This window comes from Serinicoccus sp. JS2-9 (genome assembly GCF_059025165.1).
Window position 1 is genome coordinate 1,198,632 of record NZ_CM180091.1, and the last position, 19,498, is coordinate 1,218,129.

At 72.0% G+C, this 19,498-nt stretch carries 27 protein-coding genes; 12 read left to right on the forward strand and 15 right to left on the reverse strand.

Annotation, left to right across the window (positions count from 1 at the left end; genetic code table 11):
- Positions 1 to 33 precede the first annotated feature (33 nt).
- Positions 34 to 933, reverse strand: coding sequence for a patatin-like phospholipase family protein (locus tag AC5PYY_RS05960; RefSeq protein ID WP_493898865.1), 900 nt, complete (start codon positions 931 to 933; stop codon positions 34 to 36).
- Between the two features lie 228 nt (positions 934 to 1,161).
- Here AC5PYY_RS05960 and AC5PYY_RS05965 point away from each other — a divergent pair, with 228 nt between their 5' ends.
- On the forward strand, positions 1,162 to 1,335 hold the full coding sequence (locus AC5PYY_RS05965) for a type II toxin-antitoxin system Y4mF family antitoxin (RefSeq protein ID WP_493898866.1): 174 nt from the start codon (positions 1,162 to 1,164) through the stop codon (positions 1,333 to 1,335).
- A gap of 197 nt (positions 1,336 to 1,532) precedes the next feature.
- Here AC5PYY_RS05965 and AC5PYY_RS05970 read toward each other — a convergent pair whose 3' ends face one another.
- Both AC5PYY_RS05970 and AC5PYY_RS05975 read right to left on the reverse strand, forming a co-directional pair.
- Positions 1,533 to 2,204, reverse strand: a complete 672-nt coding sequence (locus tag AC5PYY_RS05970) for a cation diffusion facilitator family transporter (RefSeq protein WP_493898867.1) — start codon at positions 2,202 to 2,204, stop codon at positions 1,533 to 1,535.
- Entirely contained in the window at positions 2,201 to 2,812 is a 612-nt protein-coding gene (locus AC5PYY_RS05975; RefSeq protein WP_493898868.1) for a methyltransferase family protein, read from the reverse strand. Before AC5PYY_RS05975 ends, AC5PYY_RS05970 begins: the two co-directional genes overlap by 4 nt.
- Positions 2,813 to 3,148: 336 nt before the next feature.
- Between AC5PYY_RS05975 and AC5PYY_RS05980 the strand changes: the two genes are divergently transcribed.
- On the forward strand, positions 3,149 to 3,682 hold the full coding sequence (locus AC5PYY_RS05980) for a sugar O-acetyltransferase (RefSeq protein WP_493899332.1): 534 nt from the start codon (positions 3,149 to 3,151) through the stop codon (positions 3,680 to 3,682).
- Positions 3,683 to 3,684: 2 nt separating this feature from the next.
- The gene (locus tag AC5PYY_RS05985; RefSeq protein WP_493898869.1) at positions 3,685 to 4,260 is read left to right on the forward strand and encodes a TetR/AcrR family transcriptional regulator; all 576 of its coding nucleotides are present in this window, start codon (positions 3,685 to 3,687) and stop codon (positions 4,258 to 4,260) included.
- A gap of 202 nt (positions 4,261 to 4,462) precedes the next feature.
- On the opposite strand, the gene AC5PYY_RS05990 is transcribed toward AC5PYY_RS05985, so the two are convergent.
- Positions 4,463 to 5,530, reverse strand: a complete 1,068-nt coding sequence (locus tag AC5PYY_RS05990; RefSeq protein WP_493898870.1) for an ArsO family NAD(P)H-dependent flavin-containing monooxygenase — start codon at positions 5,528 to 5,530, stop codon at positions 4,463 to 4,465.
- A 9-nt stretch (positions 5,531 to 5,539) separates the two neighbouring features.
- Complete coding sequence (locus AC5PYY_RS05995; RefSeq protein WP_493898871.1) at positions 5,540 to 6,346, reverse strand: phosphatase PAP2 family protein; 807 nt, start codon at positions 6,344 to 6,346, stop codon at positions 5,540 to 5,542.
- Between the two features lie 261 nt (positions 6,347 to 6,607).
- Between AC5PYY_RS05995 and AC5PYY_RS06000 the strand changes: the two genes are divergently transcribed.
- From AC5PYY_RS06000 to AC5PYY_RS06010, 3 genes are all read left to right on the forward strand, one after another.
- Entirely contained in the window at positions 6,608 to 6,751 is a 144-nt protein-coding gene (locus AC5PYY_RS06000) for a hypothetical protein (protein ID WP_493898872.1), read from the forward strand.
- The gene (locus tag AC5PYY_RS06005) at positions 6,741 to 7,070 is read left to right on the forward strand and encodes a DapH/DapD/GlmU-related protein (protein WP_493898873.1); all 330 of its coding nucleotides are present in this window, start codon (positions 6,741 to 6,743) and stop codon (positions 7,068 to 7,070) included. Before AC5PYY_RS06000 ends, AC5PYY_RS06005 begins: the two co-directional genes overlap by 11 nt.
- A 184-nt stretch (positions 7,071 to 7,254) precedes the next feature.
- Positions 7,255 to 7,911, forward strand: coding sequence for an HAD family hydrolase (locus AC5PYY_RS06010; protein ID WP_493898874.1), 657 nt, complete (start codon positions 7,255 to 7,257; stop codon positions 7,909 to 7,911).
- 55 nt (positions 7,912 to 7,966) lie between these two features.
- Here AC5PYY_RS06010 and AC5PYY_RS06015 read toward each other — a convergent pair whose 3' ends face one another.
- Positions 7,967 to 8,833 carry a TrmH family RNA methyltransferase gene (locus AC5PYY_RS06015; RefSeq protein ID WP_493898875.1) on the reverse strand — a complete coding sequence of 289 codons (867 nt, stop codon included), beginning with the start codon at positions 8,831 to 8,833 and terminating at the stop codon, positions 7,967 to 7,969.
- A gap of 160 nt (positions 8,834 to 8,993) precedes the next feature.
- Here AC5PYY_RS06015 and AC5PYY_RS06020 point away from each other — a divergent pair, with 160 nt between their 5' ends.
- A complete protein-coding gene (locus AC5PYY_RS06020) occupies positions 8,994 to 9,653 on the forward strand; it encodes a GNAT family N-acetyltransferase (protein ID WP_493898876.1) in 660 nt (219 codons plus the stop codon).
- Positions 9,654 to 9,713: 60 nt separating this feature from the next.
- Positions 9,714 to 10,580, forward strand: a complete 867-nt coding sequence (gene pdxY, locus AC5PYY_RS06025; RefSeq protein ID WP_493898877.1) for a pyridoxal kinase PdxY — start codon at positions 9,714 to 9,716, stop codon at positions 10,578 to 10,580.
- A gap of 314 nt (positions 10,581 to 10,894) precedes the next feature.
- Here pdxY and AC5PYY_RS06030 read toward each other — a convergent pair whose 3' ends face one another.
- From AC5PYY_RS06030 to AC5PYY_RS06050, 5 genes are all read right to left on the reverse strand, one after another.
- On the reverse strand, positions 10,895 to 11,200 hold the full coding sequence (locus tag AC5PYY_RS06030) for an NUDIX domain-containing protein (protein ID WP_493898878.1): 306 nt from the start codon (positions 11,198 to 11,200) through the stop codon (positions 10,895 to 10,897).
- 107 nt (positions 11,201 to 11,307) lie between these two features.
- Entirely contained in the window at positions 11,308 to 11,868 is a 561-nt protein-coding gene (locus AC5PYY_RS06035) for a TetR/AcrR family transcriptional regulator (protein ID WP_493898879.1), read from the reverse strand.
- On the reverse strand, positions 11,865 to 12,281 hold the full coding sequence (locus tag AC5PYY_RS06040) for an SRPBCC family protein (protein WP_493898880.1): 417 nt from the start codon (positions 12,279 to 12,281) through the stop codon (positions 11,865 to 11,867). The genes AC5PYY_RS06035 and AC5PYY_RS06040 overlap by 4 nt, the downstream gene beginning before the upstream one ends.
- Before the next feature lie 35 nt (positions 12,282 to 12,316).
- Positions 12,317 to 12,703, reverse strand: coding sequence for a type II toxin-antitoxin system VapC family toxin (locus tag AC5PYY_RS06045; RefSeq protein WP_493898881.1), 387 nt, complete (start codon positions 12,701 to 12,703; stop codon positions 12,317 to 12,319).
- Positions 12,700 to 12,930, reverse strand: a complete 231-nt coding sequence (locus AC5PYY_RS06050; protein WP_493898882.1) for a FitA-like ribbon-helix-helix domain-containing protein — start codon at positions 12,928 to 12,930, stop codon at positions 12,700 to 12,702. Before AC5PYY_RS06050 ends, AC5PYY_RS06045 begins: the two co-directional genes overlap by 4 nt.
- Positions 12,931 to 12,989: 59 nt before the next feature.
- Here AC5PYY_RS06050 and AC5PYY_RS06055 point away from each other — a divergent pair, with 59 nt between their 5' ends.
- The 3 genes from AC5PYY_RS06055 (at position 12,990) to AC5PYY_RS06065 (ending at position 15,906) form a co-directional block, all read left to right on the forward strand.
- The gene (locus AC5PYY_RS06055; protein WP_493898883.1) at positions 12,990 to 14,537 is read left to right on the forward strand and encodes a GMC family oxidoreductase; all 1,548 of its coding nucleotides are present in this window, start codon (positions 12,990 to 12,992) and stop codon (positions 14,535 to 14,537) included.
- 71 nt (positions 14,538 to 14,608) lie between these two features.
- A complete protein-coding gene (locus tag AC5PYY_RS06060; protein ID WP_493898884.1) occupies positions 14,609 to 15,490 on the forward strand; it encodes an AraC family transcriptional regulator in 882 nt (293 codons plus the stop codon).
- On the forward strand, positions 15,487 to 15,906 hold the full coding sequence (locus tag AC5PYY_RS06065; RefSeq protein ID WP_493898885.1) for a VOC family protein: 420 nt from the start codon (positions 15,487 to 15,489) through the stop codon (positions 15,904 to 15,906). Before AC5PYY_RS06060 ends, AC5PYY_RS06065 begins: the two co-directional genes overlap by 4 nt.
- A 161-nt stretch (positions 15,907 to 16,067) precedes the next feature.
- Here the strand turns inward: AC5PYY_RS06065 and AC5PYY_RS06070 are convergent, their stop codons facing one another.
- Together AC5PYY_RS06070 and AC5PYY_RS06075 are read right to left on the reverse strand one after the other, a co-directional pair.
- Complete coding sequence (locus AC5PYY_RS06070; RefSeq protein WP_493898886.1) at positions 16,068 to 16,706, reverse strand: hypothetical protein; 639 nt, start codon at positions 16,704 to 16,706, stop codon at positions 16,068 to 16,070.
- A 1-nt stretch (position 16,707) separates the two neighbouring features.
- Positions 16,708 to 17,469, reverse strand: a complete 762-nt coding sequence (locus tag AC5PYY_RS06075; RefSeq protein WP_493898887.1) for a class I SAM-dependent methyltransferase — start codon at positions 17,467 to 17,469, stop codon at positions 16,708 to 16,710.
- A gap of 215 nt (positions 17,470 to 17,684) precedes the next feature.
- Here AC5PYY_RS06075 and AC5PYY_RS06080 point away from each other — a divergent pair, with 215 nt between their 5' ends.
- Positions 17,685 to 18,659, forward strand: a complete 975-nt coding sequence (locus tag AC5PYY_RS06080) for an aldo/keto reductase (RefSeq protein WP_493898888.1) — start codon at positions 17,685 to 17,687, stop codon at positions 18,657 to 18,659.
- Positions 18,660 to 18,725: 66 nt separating this feature from the next.
- Here AC5PYY_RS06080 and AC5PYY_RS06085 read toward each other — a convergent pair whose 3' ends face one another.
- A complete protein-coding gene (locus tag AC5PYY_RS06085; RefSeq protein ID WP_493898889.1) occupies positions 18,726 to 19,145 on the reverse strand; it encodes a type II toxin-antitoxin system VapC family toxin in 420 nt (139 codons plus the stop codon).
- The gene (locus AC5PYY_RS06090; RefSeq protein WP_493898890.1) at positions 19,142 to 19,432 is read right to left on the reverse strand and encodes a type II toxin-antitoxin system Phd/YefM family antitoxin; all 291 of its coding nucleotides are present in this window, start codon (positions 19,430 to 19,432) and stop codon (positions 19,142 to 19,144) included. Before AC5PYY_RS06090 ends, AC5PYY_RS06085 begins: the two co-directional genes overlap by 4 nt.
- Positions 19,433 to 19,498 lie beyond the last annotated feature (66 nt).

Here is a 19,498-nt window from a genome sequence, read left to right on the forward strand (position 1 = left end):
CGTGCGGCCAGTCACGGCATATCGTGCGGCCGGTCAGGGTTGGGGGAGGCCGAGGAAGTCCCGGATCGTGGGCAACTCGCGTCGGGCTTGGGCGAGACCGGCCTCGTGGCTCGCGCGCAGCTTCGCGACGTCGCGCTCACCGTTGCCGACGGGCATCCGCTCCGGCACGAAGAGGTATGCCGCACCGCTCGCCTCGAGCTCCCACAGCTCCTCGCGCACCGCGTTGTAGCGGGCCGCCCGGAGCGCCATCGCCTCAGGCACCGCGGGATAGCGGCGGAAGTGCCGCCGCAGGAAGCCCTGCGCCCGCTGCGGCCCCTTGACGTAGCCACGCTCCTGCGTCAGCACGACGAGGAACTTCCTGAAGCCGTCCGCCCGCGCCGCGTCCAGCGGGATCCCACCCGAGGGCCCGAGCGCGCCGTCGACGTAGACCCGCCCGTCGATCGTCACCGGCGGCATGACAACCGGCATCGTCGACGAGGCGCGGACCCGCACCATGAGGTCCCGCATCGACGCGAGATCCTTTCTGCCCCAATAGATCTGGTCGCCGCTCTCGGCGTCGAAGGCGCCGATCCGCACCTGGGCTGGGTGCGTGGCGAAGGTCTCGAAGTCGAAGGGCAGTGCCTGGTGCGGCAGGGCCGTCTGCTCGTAGATGTACTCCGCGTTGAACCACCCCTGCCCCCGCGCGAACGTCCACCAGTCACCGAAGCGCGGGTCGGACGCGAAGTCGGTGAAGCTGTGCCGCGCGCGCCAGGCGTCGCGCGACAGCGTGTTGCAGGTGTTGCTCGCCCCCGCCGAGATCCCGCCCACCCAGCCGAGGTCGATCCCCGCCTCGATGAGCGCCACCACCAACCCCGAGGTGTATGACGCTCGCATCCCTCCGCCTTCGTAGACCAGGGCGGTGTCGCTCACCAGACGTCGGGGCTGCTGCTCCACGGACCCACCCTAGGCGCCGGTGCAGCCCGGCACCGGCATGCGCGTGCCGGTGCGGGGCAGCAACCGGCTCGCCGCGGTGAGTCGCTGACTGAATCGGCAAAAGTTTGCCGACACGGCTGGCGTCGACGCATCGTGCGTGGCATTTCTGGTCCCTCTCGGCACGATCGTGCCGGTCTGGAGGTCTCGAGCATGATGGACGCGACCCAGATGGTCTAGCGATGCCGCGCCTTGGGGCTACGGCAAGCCGATCTCGCCGATCTCGCCGGGGTCTCCGAGCGCTTCGTGCGCGAGCTCGAAGGTGGCAAGCCATCAGTCCGCCTCGACCTGCTGGTGCGCGTCCTCGACGTCCTCGGCCTCGAGTTGGTGCTCCGGCGCAGGAGCACTTCCCAGAGCCAGTCGTGACTGCGATGCAGCGGGTCGACCCACGGGACGTCCGCCGAGCGACCGTGCTCAAGGCGGGCCGAGCGGCGGCGACCCTGGACCGTACCGACGGTGCCGTCACCTTCCGCTACGACGCGGCATACCTGGGCCGGGATCGCGCTCGCTCTGGCGCTCGCCGCCTGGGGCGGTCGGGCTCGGGAGCGCGTGGCGGTGGTGGGTCAGCAGCGGCAGTCCGCGTCGGAGCAGCCACACCCGCCGGTGCCTGACGGCGCGCAGCAGCCCTTGCCCTGCCAGGCGAGGATGCCCTCGCGCAGTGCGATGCCGGCGATGACCAGCCCGGCCAGCGGGTCCGCCCAGGACCAGCCGAGAGTGGCGTTGAGCACGAGGCCGACGAGCAGCACCGCGGAGAGATAGGTGCACAGCAAGGTCTGCGTGCCGTCGGCGACGACTGCGTTGGAGCCGAGCGCGCGGCCGGTGCGACGCTGGGCCCACGACAGGACGGGCATGATGATGAGCGACGCGACGGCGAGCCCGATCCCGACCACCGAGGTCTCCGCCTCCCGCCCCGAGAGCAGCGCCCGGATCGACTCGACACCCACCAGGGCGGTGAGCGCGAAGAAGGCGATCGCCATGAGCCGCAGCGCCTGCCGCTCCCGCTGCTCGGGCAGGCGGTGGCTGAACTGCCACAGGACGATGAGTCCGCTGCTCACCTCGACGACCGAGTCCAGCCCGAAGCCGATGAGCGCGACCGAGCCGGCCACCAGTCCAGCCGCGATGGCGACGACCGCCTCGAGGACGTTGTAGACCACCGAGGCCAGCGCCAGCAGCCGCGCCCGCCGTTGCAGGGCGCCCCGACGCGATGCCGACAGGGGCGCCGAGAGCGCGGTCATGACCGATCCCCGACGTGGCCGACGCCAGGCAGGAAGCGGCCCACGGTGGCGGTGTAGGCGGCATACCCCTCGCCGTGGGTGCGACGCAGATAGGGCTCCTCGACGACCCGGACCTGCAGCTGGATCGCGACGACGAAGAGGACGAGACCTGCGAGCGAGGTGGCAGTCGGCGCCATGAGGCACAACCCTGCCACGGTCAGGAGCATCATGGTGAAGATCGGGTTGCGCGCGAGGCCGAAGGGGCCGGTGGTCACGAGGTCGGTGCGCTCGCTCTTGTCGACGCCGACCCGCCAGCTGGCTCCCATCGCGAGCTGGGTCCAGACCGTGCCGGCGATGCCGGTCACGGTCAGGATGACCCCGAGGGCCGCGAGCGACGATTGCTGTAGTGGTGTGATTGGCGTCCATCCGGCGATGGCGTCGATCGGTCCCAACGCCACGAGGAGCGCGGCGAGTCCGAAGCTGACGCCGGCCCACCACTCGGTGGATCCCGTACGCCCGCGGAAGCCGCGCATACCGTGGTCTCCCGTGCGTCGCCACTGCACCCAGCTGCGCCAGCCGAAGCCCAGCACCGCGTAGAGCACGAATAACCCCAGTGCCAGCCACCCCATGACCGGATCCTTTCGTCGGAGGAGACCGACGCTAGGGGCCTCGGGCAGTCCCGGACCAGCAAGGTTCGGCTGTCCTGCGCCGCCCCTGTTGCCGAATTCGACCATGGGTTATTGCGCCAAGGCACGACAACCCATGGTCGAATTTCACGGTCGATCACGACATTCCACGCGGCCGGTCACGGCATCTCCTGCGGCCAGTCACGGCATATCGCGCGGCCGGTCACCGCGGGGGTTTCGGGTCCTCGCAGGGACTGTCGTAGGCGGCGCCGTGGTGTGTGTACGATCGTACGCGTGAAGGACTACTTCGCCGGAGACGCACGCACCAACCGGGAGCGGATGCTCGCCGGGGATCTCTACATCGCGGACGACCCGGAGAGCGCGCAGATCGCCCAGCGGGCGCTGCGGCTGCAGGCCGAGTATGCACGGCGCACCGCTGAGGACCCCGACACCGCCCGCGAGGTCCTCGAGGAGCTGCTCGGCGAGCTGGGGGAGGACGCCTACCTCAAGCCGCCGGTCTACTGCGACTACGGCGTGCACACCCGCGTCGGCGCCCGGACCTTCGCCAACTACGGGCTCGTGCTGCTCGACGTCGCGCCCATCACGATCGGCGAGGACTGCCAGATCGGGCCCAACGTGCAGCTGCTGACGCCGACCCACCCGGTCGACCCCGAGCCCCGCCGCGACAAGCTGGAGGCCGCCGCGCCGATCACGCTGGGTGACAACGTCTGGCTGGGAGGCGGCGTCATCGTGTGTCCCGGTGTCACGATCGGCGACAACACTGTCGTCGGCGCCGGGGCCGTCGTGACCAAGGACCTGCCCGCCAACGTGGTCGCGCTGGGCAATCCGGCCAGGGTCGTCAAGGAGATCTGAGCGTGGCCCCCGCAGCGCGCCCCCGTCGGCACGACCCCGAGCGGCGCGACCGGATCGTCGACGCCTGCCTCGACGTGATCGCCGAGCACGGGGTCGCTGGCTGCTCGCACCGCCGCGTCGCCGCGGCGGCCGACGTCCCGCTCGGCTCGATGACCTACCACTTCGACGGTATGCAGCAGCTGCTCACCGAGGCCTTCGGCCGGTTCGCCGACTCGGTCGCGGAGCAGTTCGAGCGGCGGCTGGGGTCGGCGGCCGGCCCCGACGAGGCCGCGGCGGCGGTGGCCGCGCTCATCACCGAGGACGTCTTCGACAGCCGGCGCTCCCTCGTCCTCACCCACGAGCTCTACACCCTCGCGGCGCGCGAACCGGCATACCGGAGCATCACCCGCGACTGGATGAGGCGCAGCCGAGCGGCGCTCGAGCGGCACGTCGACGCGACGACAGCGCGGCTGCTGGACGCGCTGATCGAGGGCCTGACGATCCACCGGGCCCTCGACACCGAGCCGGGAGCCGGATCGGCCGACGCGGCGCTCGTCGAGGAAGCGGTGCGGCGGGTCCTGACGCCCGCGGCCCCCTAGAGACGTTCGGGCTCGTGTGACCCCGGATTCGACCACCGGAAGTATCGCCTTGGCGCGAGAAGCCGTGGTCGAATTCCACGGTCAGCGGCCACTGTCCCCGTCCCGCCCCTGTCTCCGGCCCGCCGCGAGCCTCCCCGCCCCGACGTTCTGGACAGAGTCTTCTGGGGAACGGGCCCCAGAATCCGCTGTCCAGAGCGTGGGGTCACCCCCTCCGCGAGACCGAGGACACCTGCGCGGCAGCATGCTCGCCGACCAGCCGCGCCCACTGGCCCACGCCGATGAGCGTCGCGGACGCGGGGCCGCACCAGTCGCCGTACCCCAGCAGGAAGAGGCCGGGCAGCCCCGGCACCATCGGTGTCCCGTCCGTGACCACCCGTCCGTTGACCCGCGGCAGGTCCAGCCCGTGGGCCCACGACAGCTCGGGTCGGAAGCCGGTGCACCAGACCACCGCGTCGTAGGGCTGCTCGAGGCCGTCGGCACCGATCGCGCCTCGGGCCGTCATCTGCTGCACCATCGGGGTCGCGACCAGTGCCCCACGGTCCCGGGCCTCGCGCACCGGCGGCACCGCCACGATGTCGCCCAGCCCGCCGACGCCCTCGCCCTCGCCCCGCAGCCGCGCCGTCGCGACCCGGAAGAGCTCACGCCCGTCCACCTCGTCGGGCAGGTAGCGCGGCGGCGCCAGCGTCGCCCACGTGACCTCGGCCACCTCGAGCAGGTCGGCCGCGATCTGGGCGCCGGAGTTGGCGCCACCGACGACCAGCACCCGCCGACCCGCGAAGGAGGCGGGACCGGTATACCTCGCGCTGTGGACCTGCGTGCCGCCGAAGTCGCCGATCCCCGGGACGGCGGGCACGAACGGTCGCGACCAGGTGCCGGTCGCGCCGACCACCACGCGCGCCCTCCACGGGCCGCGATCGGTCTCGACGTGGAACCCGTCGGCCTGGCGGTGCACCGACCGCACCCGCACCGGCCGCTCCACGGGTATGCCGTAGCGCTCCTCGTAGCGCGCGAGGTAGTCGATGACGTGGTCGGCGTCGGGGTTCTGCCGGTCGGATGCCGGCGTGGGCGGCATCCGCCAGCCCGGCAAGGAGGAGTAGCCGGCGGGGGAAAAGAGGCGCAACGAGGGCCACGTGTGACGCCAGGCGCCGCCGGGGCGGTCCTGCGCGTCGAGGACGACGTGATCGACGCCCGCTCGCCGCAGGTAGAAGGACGCAGCCAATCCCGCCTGCCCACCACCGACGACGACGCAGTCGATCACAACGGTGCCCACCCGGTCAGGCTAGGGGACGAGCTCGGGCACGCGGCGCCCCGCCGACGCGATCGGCCGCGGGTGCTCGACGGGGAGCTCATAGGCCGCCAGGCCGTAGGCGGGCCGCGCCGAGCGGAGCGGCAGGGCCGGGACGGCGCGGCGGCCGAGGCGAGCCCGCTCCGCCCGCCGGACGAGGGCCTGGTCGACGTCGATGATGACGCGCAGGACGACGGCGCCGACGAGCATGCCCCCGAGCAGGTCGGACGGCCAGTGGTAGCCCAGGTAGTAGGCCACCCCGATCGAGTTGAGCACGATGAGGCCCATGAGCCAGGCGAGCCGGTGCATGACCCGGCTGTCCGGGTGGGCGTAGATCGCGATGAGATAGGCCGCGGCGCCGTAGAAGAGGATGGCCTCGGAGGCGTGGCCGGAGGGGTAGCTGATGCCGTACCACCCGTGCTCGGCCGCGCCGCCGTTGAGGAAGCGGCCCGACACGTCGTCGGCCTTGGGGGAGGTGCGGGCCAAGATGACCTTCAGCCCGCCCACGACGGCGTAGAAGCCGAGCTCGACGGCGGCCGTGAAGAGCAGCGGACGCCAGGTGCGGTGCTTCCAGGCGAGCACGGTCGCCACGAGGATGAGGACGGGCAGGCAGACGGCCTGACCGGCGACCGCGTTGGGCACCTGGTCCAGGAATCTGGTCCACTCCGGCGTGAGCTCGTCGGACCAGAAGCCGTGCAGCGACCGGTCGGTCTCGCGCAACGGGCCGGCGACGAGCAGCGTCAGCGTGATGAGGGCAGCGAGCAGCACCGGCGTGGACGTGAGTCGACGCAGCAGCGGCATGGCGGCAGCACCTAATCTTCGAAGCGGCGGAGGTCTGTGGCGCCGACCGACTCTGGCCTCGCGTCGATGTCCCCTGACTACGAGATCCCCTGACTGCAAGATCCGCCGACGGCGAGCGGGCGCCTATGTCATTACTATACGCCCCTGACCTGCATCGATGCCAATCGAGTCGTCGCGCCTGTGATCAGCGCAGGTGCGGCAGCACGTCGGCGGCGACGAGGTCGAGGTGATCCACGGTTCCCGTCAGGAGGCGCTGCGGTCGTGGCCGAGCTCAACGGGAGCTACCACCCGCCGGAGCAGGTCCGGGCCCTGCTCGGCGAGCTGACCGGGCGCGAGGTGCCGGAGACCGTGACGGTCTTCCCGCCCGTTCTACAGCGAGTTCGGCAAGAACCTCGTGCTTGGTGACGGTGTCTTCATCACCATGGGCTGCCGTTTCCAGGACACCGGCAACATCACGATCGGCGCGGGCTCCCTCATCGGGCACGGCTCGACCCTCACGACCCTCAACCACGGCGTAGACCCGGCCCGTCGCGGAGACACGATTCCGGCCGCCGCGACCCTGGGGCGCGATGTCTGGCTCGGCGCCAACGTCACCGTCGTGCCAGGGGTGAGCATCGGCGACGGCGCGATCGTCGGCGCAGGGTCCGTGGGCACCAAGGACGTGCCCGAGCGGTCCATCGTCGCCGGAATGCCGGCCCGGGTGATCCGCTCGATCGACGACTGACAGTGGTGAGGATCGGTCCAGGTGCACCGATCCTCCCCGCGGGTGCCGGGCCAGACTGGGGAGGATCGGTCCAGGTGCACCGATCCTCCCCGCGGGTGCCGGGCCAGACCGGGGAGGATCGGTCCTGCTGCACCGATCCTCCCCGCGCCCCACGGCATACCCCGTCCCGTGCCAGGATCGCGCCATGCTGCGCGCCGTGATCTTCGACCTGGACGACACCCTGGTCGACCAGCGCTCCGCGGCGCACGAGGCGGTCGTGCCCTGGGCGGCCGACCACGGCGTCGTGGACCCCGGGGTGGCCTTGCGGTGGGATGCGGTGGCCCAGCGGCACTACCCTCGCTACCAGCGCCGGGAGGTCAGCTTTCAGGGGCAGCGGCGCGCGCGGGTGCGGGAGTTCCTCGGGCGCGACCTGAGCGACGCCGAGGCCGACGCGATCTTCGCCGGCTACCTCGCTCGGTATGAAGCCGGCTGGCGCCTCTTCCCCGACGCCGCTCCGGCGCTGGAGCGCGTGCGGGGGCGGGGGCTGCGGCTCGGGATCCTCACCAACGGCGAGGTCAGCCAGCAGCGGCGCAAGCTCGATCGGCTGGGGCTCGACGAGGCGTTCGACGCCGTCGTCTGCTCCTCCGACCTGCCCACCGGCAAGCCCGACCCGGGAGCCTTCCACGCCACGGTGGATCGGCTCGGCGTCGCAGCCGAGGAGTCGCTCATGGTGGGCGACTCGCTCGTCACCGACGTGGAGGGCGCGCTCGCGGCAGGGCTCGACGCGGTCCTGCTCGATCGGCACGGAGACCACCCTGACGCTGCCGTGCGCCGGATCGCGTCGCCGGAGGAGCTCGGGTGACCCGGTGCGGTCCGACGGGCGTGCACCACGAGTCGACTGAGGGCGCAGCCCCAGGTCAGCGACGCGACGCCTGGCGTTGTGCACGCCGCTCGATGCGTCGCATCAGCTCATAGAGCACGATCGAGCCCGCGCTCGCCGCGTTGAGCGAGCTCGCGGTGCCGGTCATCGGGATCGCGGTGAGCAGGTCGCACGCCTCGCGCCAGCCGCTGCTCATGCCCGTCGCCTCGCTGCCGATGACGACGATCGTGGTGCCCTCGGTCGGCACCTCGGTGAGCGGCACCTCGCCGTGCTCGTCGGTGCCGACCACGGTGACCTGCTCACCCCTAGATCGTCGCCGCTCGGCCCAGTCGAGCACCGGCTGGTGCGAGGGCAGCCGCAGCACGGGTATGCCGAAGATCGAGCCTGTGCTCGCCCGCACCGCGGCCGGATCCCACGGGTCGGCGGCGTGCCCGGTCACGATGAGGGCCGATCCGCCCAGCGCGTCGACGGACCGGGCGAGGGTGCCGATGTTGCCCGGGTTGGCAGGCCGGTCGAAGACGACGACGGGTCCCCGCAGCTCGTCCGGGAGACGGGACACATCGTCGGCGGGCAGCTCCACGAGCGCCAGCAGCTCGGGTATGCCGTCACTCCGCTCTCCCAGCTCCGCCATCAGCTCGGGCGCCACGTCGACGACGGCGCAGCGCCCGCCGTGCGAGGCGAGGGTCTCGCGAGCCCAGTCGGAGGGCCGGGCCCGCCCGTCCTTGAGCAGCGCGAGCACGCGGTGATCCGAGGAGGCCAGGGCGGCGCTGATCGGCCGCACGCCCTGCACGAGCAGCTGGCCGGTCTGGTTGCGCTTGCGCCGGTTGGTCAGCAGCGCCTCCCACTGCTGGAAGACGGCGTTGCGCCGCTCCACCCGACGCGGCAGGCTCAGGTCAGGTCGCACAGGAGCCAGGATGCCGCATCCCCCCCGCCTCTCCCCGAATCCACCACCGGTTTCGTCGCCATGGCACGAAAACCCGTGGTCGAGATCTGCGGTCGCCGCTCTCACCCGCACCAGGAAATCCGCTGGTGGCACGAGCGCCCCACCCGCCACACTCGTCGGTATGCCGCACCTCACCCTCGAGCAGATCTGGCCACCCTTCGGGCTCCGGCTCGAGGCGGGTGACCTCGTGCTGACCGCGCTGCGCGAGGGCGACATCGCCGCGCTGGTGGCCCTCGTGCTCGACGGCATCCACGACCCGGCCCACATGCCCTTCGAGTTCCCGTGGACCGATGCGCCGGCGGAGGAGATCCCGGCCAACTACGCGCGCTACGTCGGCCGCATTCTCGCTGGTCAGACCCCGGAGGCAACCTCGCTGCAGCTCGTCGTGCGCCGGGCCGGCGAGGTGGTCGGCATCCAGGCTCTGGAGGGCGCGGACTACGCGGTGACCCGCACCCTGGAGACCGGCTCGTGGCTCGCCCAGAAGTTCCAGGGCCAGGGCATCGGCACGCGCATGCGGCAGGTGGTCTGCGCCTTCGCCTTCGACCACCTCGGCGCCGAGCGGATCACCTCCGCGGCCTTCGTCGACAACGCCGCCTCACGTGCCGTCAGCCGCAAGGTCGGCTACGAGACCAACGGCCGGGAGTGGATCAAGCGCCGCGACGAGGTCGCCGAGGAGGAGCGCTTCGTGCTCACGCCGGAGACGTTCCGCCGCGGCGAGCCGGTCCGGGTGACCGGCGCGGCGGCATACCGGGAGTTCCTCGGGCTGGGCGAGCGCGACTGAACGCGACCGGCCCCCGGCAGCGATGCTGCTCCCGTGGCGCGGTGGTGCCATCATCGAGGGATGCGCTTCCTCTCGATCCAGAGCCACGTCGCCTACGGTCACGTCGGCAACTCGGCCGCCGTCTTCCCGCTGCAGCGCCTCGGGCACGAGGTCTGGCCGGTGCTCACCGTCAACTTCTCCAACCACACCGGGTACGGCGCGTGGGGCGGCCCGCTCATCCCCGCCGACGACGTGCGCTCGGTCGTGAGCGGGATCGAGGACCGCGGCGTGCTCGGCACGGCCGACGGAGTGCTCTCGGGCTACCTGGGCGGCGAGGAGATCGTCGACGTCGTGATCGACGCCGTCGCCCGGGTCAAGAAGGCCAACCCGCGCGCCACATATACCTGCGACCCCGTCATGGGCAACGCGACCTCCGGCTGCTTCGTCGCCGAGTCGATCCCGCCGCTCATCCGCGAGAAGGTGCTGCCGCACGCCGACATCATCACGCCCAACCAGTTCGAGCTCGGCTACATGACGCACACCGAGCCGGACAGCCTCGAGTCGACGCTCGCCTCGGTGGACCGCGCGCGCGAGCTCGGCCCCAGGACCGTGCTCGTCACCAGCGTGCTGCGACCCGAGCGCGAGGCCCAGCCTGACGGCGGCGAGACGATCGAGATGCTCGCCGTCGACGACGAGGGCGCCTGGATCGTCGCGACGCCCCGCCTCCCGATCAAGGCCAACGGCTCCGGCGACGTCACCAGCGCGCTCTTCACCGCGCACTACCGCGAGAGCGGGTCGGCGGCCACCGCCCTGGAGCGCACCGCGGCCAGCGTCTTCGAGCTGCTCCAGGTCACCCTCGACTCGCGCGAGCGCGAGCTGCGGCTGGTGCAGGCGCAGGAGGCGTTCGTCGCGCCCGGGCGGAGCTTCGAGGCGACCCAGGTGCGCTGACGGCAGGATCCGGTATGCCGATGCTCGCCTGAGTCGGCGCGTGCGGCTGTTGCGCCGGGGTCAGGGTGTGCGCCGGGTGTCGGCTGGCGCGCCTGTGATCCGTCCCGCCGCCGCGCCGGTGCTGATCGGCTCAGGCGCGCACGTGCGTAGCTGGGCCGATCCAGTCGGGCGTGTCGTCGGCCGCAGCGTTCACGTGAACGCTCGGGCCGATCAGGTCGGGCGTGTCGTCGGCTGCAGCGTTCACGTGAACGCTCGGGCCGCTCAGTTCGGGCGTGTCGCCGGGACGACTCGACGGATCGTCGCCACGGGTGTCGCTACGCCCCCTGCGACGTCAGATCCAGCGCGGTCCGCACCGCCGCAGGTATGCCGTCCACGTCCGCGAGCCTGAGGCCAGCCAGGTCCTCAAGGGCGAACCAGCCGAGGTCGTCGTGCTCGTCCGGTGCCGCGTTGACGGGTTCTCCCCGCCAGCGGGTGACCCGGAAGGCATGGATCTCCACCTCGGCGTGCCCCAGGGCGACCGAGATCGGGGCAGCGTCGTGGATCTCGATACCCAGCTCCTCCTGGCACTCCCGGCGAACCGCGTCGAGTGCCGACTCTCCCGGCTCGAGGTGCCCGCCCACGAGGTCCCAGCAGTCGGGATATCACTCGCGGTGCGCCGCGCGGTGGGCGAGCAGCACCCGTTCATCGCGCACGAGGACGGCGACGGCGACCCGATGCATACCCGCCATCATCGCCCGCCCTCCAGGTCCCGCCGCACCAGGTCGATGAACGCCTCGATCGCCTCGTCGGCCGCCGCGCGGTCGCGGTCGATGAGCAGGTCGAAGACCAGACCTTGGCCCACGGCCAGCGTGAGCCGTGCGAGCCGTTCCGCATGCGCGTGGTCCGTACGTGCGGCATACAGGCGGGTGAACTCGCGCAGCTGCGCGGCGACCATGACCTCTCCCAGCCGGGCCGCGTAGGGCTCGCCGTGCATCGCGTGGGTCGCGAGCTCGAACCAGAGCGCTCCGTAGACCTCTGCGCCCTCGACCGTGGCGGCCCAGTTGCGCCGGCCGGCGTCCCAGGGGTCGTCGGCATCGTCGAAGAGGGCCCCGATCTGCTCGGCCTGGCTCCCGGCGACGGCGTCGATCACTGCGGCCAGCAGGTCCTCGCGTGAGCCGAAGTGGTAGTGCAGCATCCGCTGGCTCGTGCCGATGGCCGACGCGAGCGAGCGCAGGCTCGTGTCGCGTATGCCGTGCGCGGCGTAGTGCGCGATCGCGCGACCGAGCAGGGCGTCACGGGCGTCGCTCATCCCTCGGCGATCCGCGCGAAGGTCCGTGCCTCGAGGTCGATCATGGACTGCGCGCGTCGGCCGAGCAGGGGCGTGGCGACCCGACCCAGGGGGCCGGTCCAGGTGAGGCCGAGATCCAGCCGTGAGCCGTCGCCGACCGCGCTGATCGTGTGCGTCGCCGTCGTCACGACACCCGGCGCCCGCGCCACCCAGGTGAAGGCCGAGCCGGGCGCCCACTCGGTGATCTCATAGGTCGAGGTGACCAGGCCCGGCTGCCTCACCTCGAACCGGGATCCGACCCCGGTGGGCGACGGCCCCGTCACGTGGCGGACCGAGGTGAAGGTGTCGAGGTGGTCGGGCCAGGCGGCGAGGTCGCTGACGACCTCCCACAGGCGCTCGGTCGTGGCGCGTGAGCTCGCGCTGGTGGCTGCCATGTATCAGATGATACATGGCAACTGCGCGACTGATCTCAGACGGTCACGACCTCGACGTGCGCCCGAGCGCCCTCCGCGAGCCCGTGGTCGCGAGTCCACAGCTCGCATCCGAGCGCTGACGCGAGCGCGGCGTAGGCGGCGTCGTAGCTGGTCAGGTTGTGGCGGAGCGCCCAAACGCCCGCGCGCAGAGCCGGTGTGCTGGGGTGCCGGCGCAACGCGAGGTCGTCGTAGTCGGCCAGAGCATCCTGGGCGCGATGGGCGCTCAGATGCCCGCCCAGCGCCAGCCCCCGCAGGGCGTTCGTGACCTCGTGGTCGACGAGGTCGGGGGCGTGGAGCGTCTCCTGGGCGAGCTGCGACCGGAGAGGAGCCAGCTCCCGCTGAGTAAGGGCATCGACGACCACCGAGGCGTCGACGACGATCATCGGGAGTCGCGGTCGGCGCGGATGATGTCGACGGCCGACACGAGGCTCGACTCCGACCGCGCGTCCACCCGGGCGAAGACCTCCGCGAGATCGGGAGTGGCGACCTCGCGCTGGAGGAGATCGCGCAGGTATGCCGTCAGGCTCAGCCCTCGCCGCGCCGCCCGGGCGGCCAGCTCATCGCGGGTGGCGGGGTCCACACCTCGGATCTGCAGCAGAGTGGATGACATGCATACAGAATACATCCAACCCGCGGGCCAAGATTGAGCATCCGGCTACCGTGACTCCCGTGAGCACCCAGGACGAGGAGACCGTCGACGTCGTCGTGGTGGGGGCCGGCTCGGCCGGTGCCGTGGTCGCGCACCGGCTGACTGAGGACGGCTCCCGTCGGGTGCTGCTCCTGGAGGCGGGCGGCCCGGACACCTCGCCGAACATCCGCATCCCGGCGGCCTTCTCGCGGCTCTTCGGCTCCTCGGCGGACTGGAACTACCGGACCACGCCCCAGCCCGGGCTCGGCGGCCGCTCGATCTACTGGCCGCGGGGCAAGGTGCTGGGCGGCTCGTCCTCCCTCAACGCGATGATGTGGGTGCCGGGCTTCGCCGCCGACTACGACCGGTGGGCCGAGCTCGCCGGGCCCGGCTGGGGCTGGGACGCGGTCCGGCCGCTGCTGGAGAGCACGCTGGTCCCGGTCGAGGAGCAACGCGATCCGAGCCCGCTCACCGGTCGCTTCCTGAGAGCCGTCGGCGAGGCCGGGTTCGCGGTCGAGGAGGCCAATTCCGAGGCGCCCGACGGCTTCACCCAGACCCGCGTGACACAGCGGCGCGGCGCGCGCTCGAGCACCGCACAGGCATACCTCCGATCCGCGGCCGGGCACCCGAACCTCGAGGTGCGCACCCGCGCGCACGTGACGCGGGTGCTCTTCCAGGGGCGGGTCGCAAGCGGGGTGGAGTATGCCGTCGGCGGGGTCACGCGGCGGGTCTCGGCGCGGCAGGCGGTCGTGCTCTGCGGCGGCGCGGTCAACACCCCGCAGCTGCTCCTGCTCTCGGGCATCGGCCCGGGCGAGGAGCTGCAGGAGCACGGCATACCGGTGCTCGTCGACGCACCGGAGGTGGGCCAGAACCTGCGCGACCACCTGGTGAGCGGGCTCATCGCCCGCACCTCGGAGGACACGCTCGCCTCTGCCACGTCGGCGGCCAACCTGGCGCGCTACCTGCTGCGGCGCCGCGGGATGCTGACGTCCAACGTCGCCGAGGCCTACGGTTTCGTGCGCTCCCGGCCCGAGCTGGATCAGCCGGACCTGGAGCTGATCTGGGCGCCGGTGGCGTATGCCGACGAGGGGCTGCACGACATACCGGAGCACGGCCTGACGCTCGGCCCGATCCTGCTCCAGCCGCGCAGCCGCGGCACGATCGGCCTCGCCTCGGCGGACCCGTTCGCGCACCCGGTGATCGACCCCCGCTACCTCAGCGACCCCGAGGGTGCGGACCTCGCGACCCTGCTCGCCGGCCTGGCGATCGCCGAGCGGATCCTTGCCTCACCTGCGCTGCGGGCCGTGACGGATGGCACCTACGTGCGCCCGGTGGACGGCGAGCGGCTCAGCGCTGAGGAGCGCGCTGCCGCGGCGCTGGAGCAGCACGCGCACACGCTCTACCACCCCACCTCGACGGCCCGGATGGGCACCGATGCCGCGTCGGTGGTGGACCCCGATCTGCGGGTGCGCGGAGTCGAGCGGCTGCTCGTCGCCGACGCGTCGGTGATGCCCGAGATCATCCGCGGGCACACGCACGCGCCCAGCGTCGTGATCGGCGAGCGGGCGGCGCAGCTGCTCCAGCGCTGACGGCCGCACCGTCGGAGTCACCCCGGTCCTTGGGAGGCCCGCCGACCGCCGATCCGACCTACGATGGGCAGATGGCTGTGTGGACCACGCCGCCACCCGCGATCCTGCCGCCGGCGCTGCGTCGGCACGTGCGGGAGATGGTCGGCTACCACGCCGTGGGCCTGACCCCGGGGATCCACCGCGGGCTGCCCTCCGACACCCTCACCATGGTGCTGGCGATCGGCGCGCCGCTACGCACCGCCAGCTCGTGGGAGGCGCTCGACGCCGGCTCGGTCGACGAGCAGAGGGTCGTCCTGGGCGGGCTCCACGTGCGCAGTGCCCTGGTGCTGCAGCCGGATGCGTGGGAGGGGATCCAGCTCGCCGTGTCGCCGCTCGGGGCGCGTGCCTTGTTCGGAGTGCCCGCCGCGGGCCTACCGGTCGACCACTGGGATGCCGCCGACCTGCTCGGCGACGCCCTGTCCCGGCTCTCGGACCGGCTGGACACCACGACCGACTGGCCCGGCCGGTACCGACTGGTGACCGAGTTCCTCCTCGGACGGGTGGCGTCCGGTCAGGGTCACCGGCCACGGGCCGAGGTCGCCGAGGCATGGCGGGTGGTGCGGGCGCGGTGCGGTGATGTCCGGGTCGAGGAGGTCGCCAGTCACGTCGGTCTGGGACGTCGCCGACTGAGCACCCTCTTCGCCGCCGAGCTGGGGGTGACGGTGCGGACAGCGGCACGACTGGTGCGTTTCGACGCCGCGCGGCGGGCTCTGTCGGCACGGGCCTGCGCGCCGTCGGCCGGTCGCTCGCTCGACCTGGCGGGGCTCGCGGCCGACTACGGCTACTACGACCACGCCCATCTGGTGCGAGACTTCGGCCGGTTCGCGGGCCTGAGTCCGACGGACTGGTTGGCCGAGGAGTTCCCGAACGTCCAAGCCGGCCACGTGCCCCAGGCGCCACCATCGACGGCATGAGTGATTCCGCGCCCGACCACAGCCCGCACCCTCCGACCGTCTGGCCGGCCTTCCAGGCACGCGATCCGCGCGCCGTGATCGACTTCCTGGTGGCCCTCGGGTTCGAGGAGACCGCGGCCTACACCGACGACGACGGCGTGCTCCAGCACGCGCAGCTCGACTGGCCCGAGGGTGGAGGCGTGATGCTCGGTCAGCACCGTCCCGACGGCGAGTTCTCCCAGACTCCCGGCACCAGCGCGGCATACGTCGTCACCACCGACGTCGACACCGTCCTCGAGCGGGCTCGTGCCGCTGGCGCGGAGGTCCCGGACGCGCCTGTCGAGCAGTCCTATGGCAGCCGCGAGGTGCTCGTGCGCGACCCCGAGGGCAACCAGTGGAGCTTCGGGACCTACCCAGGCGAGCCCCGCCGCCGCTGACCCCGAGCCCCAGCACGGACCCACCGGCGTGCACAACGGTGCGGCGGTCGGCGAAGGCGCAGGTCAGCTGAGAGGCTCGCGCGGTGGTGCACGCCGGTAGGTCCGTACGTCGGCCGGACGACCGGGCCGCTGCTCCTGGGGGGACTCGTCCGCAGGCCTTCTCAGGGCTCGATCACCGGTGCGGCCTCCAGCGCCGCAGGCGAGGTGGCGCCGCCCCGCTCCAGCGCCGCCCCCTCGGTCCGGGCCAGATGACGGCGCACCCCCTCCGCCACCTGCGCGATCGGCCGGGGCGGGAGGTAGGCGGAGGCGCCGGCCTCAAGCATCCGGCCGACCTGCCCCGCATAGCTGACGCCCAACTCCTCGTCCTCGATCTCGGTCACCACGACGCGCGCGTCGGGAAACATGTCGCGCAGGCCGTGCACCAGTTGCGGGGTGCCGGGCGGAACGAGCAGCACGTCGACGGTCGGCGGGGCCTGCTTCATGTCGATGACGAGGTAGTCGTCACCGAACTCCTCCGAGAGGCGCGCCCGCACCGCCTTCGACAGCCGCATCGCGGTCGCGACCACGGTGACGCCCTCGGTATGTGGTGTGGCCGGCTCGTCCTCGTCGTCCTCGTCCTCTGCGTGGAGGATCGCGCCCTGCAGCACCCGAGGGGTGAAGGAGAGCGTGCCGAGCGGCTCGCCGCCGCGAGTGAGCGTGACCTCCTCACCTGCCACGGCCGCCCCCACCAGGGCGCGGACGGGCGGCAGGTCGTCGAGCTCGATCCGGGCAACTGGCGCATCGCGCTGGAGCCACCGCATGTCAGGGCGCTCTCAGCACGACGAACAGGAAGCAGAGGAATGCCGTCCGCTCGCCGCTCGCGATGCGCGGCGGCAGGAGCTCGGTCGGGGTCTGTGGGGAGGGCGGCGGCTCGTCGACCATCTCGATGCCGAACCCGGCGCGGGTGAAGGCGTTGAAGATCGCGTGCACGGGGCGGTGCCACATCGTCAGCGTTGCGGGCCGACCGTCGAAGTCGAACTCGTCGGAGTACTGCCGCGTCGCGAAGTAGTCCTCGTCCGGGTGGGTGAAGGTGCGCACGAAGGGGTGGTTCACCGCCAGGATGAAGCGGCCCCCCGGCCGGAGCACCCGACTGATCTCGGCGAGCGGCGCGTCCCAGTCCTCGAGATAGTGCAGCACCAGCGAGGACACCACGTCGTCGAAGGAGTCGGCGGCGAAGGGCAGGGGTTGGGCCAGGTCGTGGACGTGCAGCGGCACGTCGTCGCCCAGGCGCTTCCGGGCCAGGTCGATCATGGCCGGGCTGCCGTCGAGCCCGGTCATGCGGGCTCCCCGATCGCGCAGCAGCGCGGTCAGCGGCCCCGCCCCGCACCCGGCGTCCAGGATCCGGCGCCCGTCGACATCGCCCGCGAGGTCGACCATGGCGGGGCGAGCGTAGAAGGCGTTGAGCAGGCTAGCGACGTTCTCCGCCTCATAGCTCGCGGCGAAGTCGTCGTAGGCGTCGGGGCGCCACGAGGGCGCGACGGCCTGCGCTCCGGGGTCCTGTCGCGCTTCGGCGTCCGAGGTCATACCACCAGCGTGCGGCCTGACCCTGGGGACTTCCTCGATCAACACGCGCTTCGCCGCTCGACTGCGCTCACCCCACGTCACCACCGGCACCAGACCGTGGATGGCGGGCGCGACCGCGGCGTCGATGGAGTCTCACTCGGGGCGCACCGCGGGCGCTGTTGACGAAATCCAGGTCCTTCGCCATGCTCTCGGCCACCCTGACGAAGGAGTCCCTGGTGACTGCGTGGAGATTCGGGCCGGTGGTGCTCGGGGCCGGCAACGTCGGAGGCGATGGCGGTGACCTCAGCCAGATCGGCACAGGCCACGACGAGGCCACGGCCTGCGCCATCCTCGATGAGGCAGTCGCGTGCGGCATCACGGTGGTCGATACCGCCGCACGGTATGCCGCAGGCTCCAGCGCGGCGATCATCGGACGCTGGCTCCGGGCTCGTCCGGTGGAGGTCACGAGTCGGGTGTCCGTCGCCACGAAGGTCGCGCCGCCGTGGCTGGACCATCGACCGGCCCCCTTCGACCGGGACTGGATCGGGCCGATGCTGACCGGCTGCCTCCAGCGGTTAGGCGTCGAGCAGGTCGCGATCCTCTACACCCACGCCCCGGACGACCACGAGATGCGCCCGGACGGCACTGGCGACCCGACGCCGGTCGAGGACACCCTGGAGGCGTTGGAGGAGCAGCGGGAGGCGGGCCGGTGCGAGCTCCTCGGCGCCAGCAACGTCACCGCTGATCAGCTCACGCGGGCGCTCGACGCGGCGGACCGGCTGGGGATCAGGGGATACGAGGTCGTCCAGAACCCCTTCAACCTGCTGGAGATCCAGGCCCAGGAGGAGGTGCTGGATCTGGCGGCGGAGCGCGGACTGACCTACACGTCGCACTCGCCGCTGGCGACAGGCATCCTCACCGGCAAGTACGCCGGTGGAGTGCGTCCGGAGCACAGCCGCCTGTCCGACCAACCCGACTTCGCCGACGAGCTCCCGCCGCAGTCGGAGGCTGTGGTGGCGCTACTGATCGGCCTGGGTCGGCGGCGTGGGGCGTCACCCGGTGCACTGGCGCTGGCCTGGCAGCTGGCTCATCCCGACGTCACCGCGATCACGGTCGGCCCCGGTCGGCAGGCCCCGCACCTCGCGCTGGTGACCGAGGCGCTGGCTCTCGACGGTGGACCCGATCTGCTCTCCGAGCTCGACCCGAGCTGACCGCAGCGGTCGATCGCGGCGGTGACCGCCGGCATACCCCCTCGTCCGATGAGCCGCAGGGGCCACTCAGGCGCTGGGTGTCAACGCCACCAGGTCGAGGGCACCCTCCAGGCCGGCGAAGTCGTCGGGGTTCCGCGTCAGCAGCGGTATGTCGTGCCGCACCGCCGTGGCCGCGATCTGCAGGTCCATCCGCCGCGGACGGGGGTTGCGGCCATGCTCCCGGACCAGGGTGGCCAGGGCTTCGTAGTACTCCGCCGCGAGCAGGTCGAAGGGGAGCACGTCGAAGACCTCGAGGATGCTGCGGATGCGCTGACGTCGCCGGGTCTGCTCCACCAGGTCGTCGGTGGCCGTGATGCCGTAGTGCAACTCCCCGACGGCGATGACCGGCACCGCGAGCTCGTCGGCGTGGTCGCGCAGCTGCGCGGCGGAGGGCGGCTCGATGATGGCCGAGGTGTCGAGCAGAGCGCGCCGAGCGGTGGTGCTCATGCGCCGCTGCTCTGGCGCGCCCAGGGGTCGCGGGGAGTGTCGTCGTCCTGGCGGATGTCCGCGAGCCAGCGGCGGGCGTCGCTCCTGCTGAGGGGAGTACTGGTCAGAGCGGCCACGGCATCGGCTGTTGGCACGAAGGCCCGCCGGCCCGTGTCGCGCTGGTGGGGGACGACGTCGGCGACCGCCCGACCGTTGACCGTCACCACGAAGGACTCGCCAGCCGCCACGCGACGCATGATGACGGCATTGTCGTTGCGCAGGTCGGCCTGGCGAATCTCTGTGCTCATAGCGTTAGCGTAGCGAACCTGTAGCTACCGGGCTCTCGATCTCGTCCACACGGCCGGCGTCTGGCT

Excerpts from the sequence above, each read along its gene's own strand:
- AC5PYY_RS05970 (WP_493898867.1), bottom strand. The coding sequence starts at position 2,204 with ATGACCGCGCTCTCGGCGCCCCTGTCGGCATCGCGTCGGGGCGCCCTG.
- AC5PYY_RS05975 (WP_493898868.1), bottom strand. The coding sequence starts at position 2,812 with ATGGGGTGGCTGGCACTGGGGTTATTCGTGCTCTACGCGGTGCTGGGC.
- AC5PYY_RS05980 (WP_493899332.1), top strand. The coding sequence starts at position 3,149 with ATGCTCGCCGGGGATCTCTACATCGCGGACGACCCGGAGAGCGCGCAG.
- AC5PYY_RS05995 (WP_493898871.1), bottom strand. The coding sequence starts at position 6,346 with ATGCCGCTGCTGCGTCGACTCACGTCCACGCCGGTGCTGCTCGCTGCC.
- AC5PYY_RS06010 (WP_493898874.1), top strand. The coding sequence starts at position 7,255 with ATGCTGCGCGCCGTGATCTTCGACCTGGACGACACCCTGGTCGACCAG.
- AC5PYY_RS06020 (WP_493898876.1), top strand. The coding sequence starts at position 8,994 with ATGCCGCACCTCACCCTCGAGCAGATCTGGCCACCCTTCGGGCTCCGG.
- pdxY (WP_493898877.1), top strand. The coding sequence starts at position 9,714 with ATGCGCTTCCTCTCGATCCAGAGCCACGTCGCCTACGGTCACGTCGGC.
- AC5PYY_RS06035 (WP_493898879.1), bottom strand. The coding sequence starts at position 11,868 with ATGAGCGACGCCCGTGACGCCCTGCTCGGTCGCGCGATCGCGCACTAC.
- AC5PYY_RS06040 (WP_493898880.1), bottom strand. The coding sequence starts at position 12,281 with ATGGCAGCCACCAGCGCGAGCTCACGCGCCACGACCGAGCGCCTGTGG.
- AC5PYY_RS06045 (WP_493898881.1), bottom strand. The coding sequence starts at position 12,703 with ATGATCGTCGTCGACGCCTCGGTGGTCGTCGATGCCCTTACTCAGCGG.
- AC5PYY_RS06050 (WP_493898882.1), bottom strand. The coding sequence starts at position 12,930 with ATGTCATCCACTCTGCTGCAGATCCGAGGTGTGGACCCCGCCACCCGC.
- AC5PYY_RS06060 (WP_493898884.1), top strand. The coding sequence starts at position 14,609 with ATGGCTGTGTGGACCACGCCGCCACCCGCGATCCTGCCGCCGGCGCTG.
- AC5PYY_RS06065 (WP_493898885.1), top strand. The coding sequence starts at position 15,487 with ATGAGTGATTCCGCGCCCGACCACAGCCCGCACCCTCCGACCGTCTGG.
- AC5PYY_RS06070 (WP_493898886.1), bottom strand. The coding sequence starts at position 16,706 with ATGCGGTGGCTCCAGCGCGATGCGCCAGTTGCCCGGATCGAGCTCGAC.
- AC5PYY_RS06075 (WP_493898887.1), bottom strand. The coding sequence starts at position 17,469 with ATGACCTCGGACGCCGAAGCGCGACAGGACCCCGGAGCGCAGGCCGTC.
- AC5PYY_RS06085 (WP_493898889.1), bottom strand. The coding sequence starts at position 19,145 with ATGAGCACCACCGCTCGGCGCGCTCTGCTCGACACCTCGGCCATCATC.
- AC5PYY_RS06090 (WP_493898890.1), bottom strand. The coding sequence starts at position 19,432 with ATGAGCACAGAGATTCGCCAGGCCGACCTGCGCAACGACAATGCCGTC.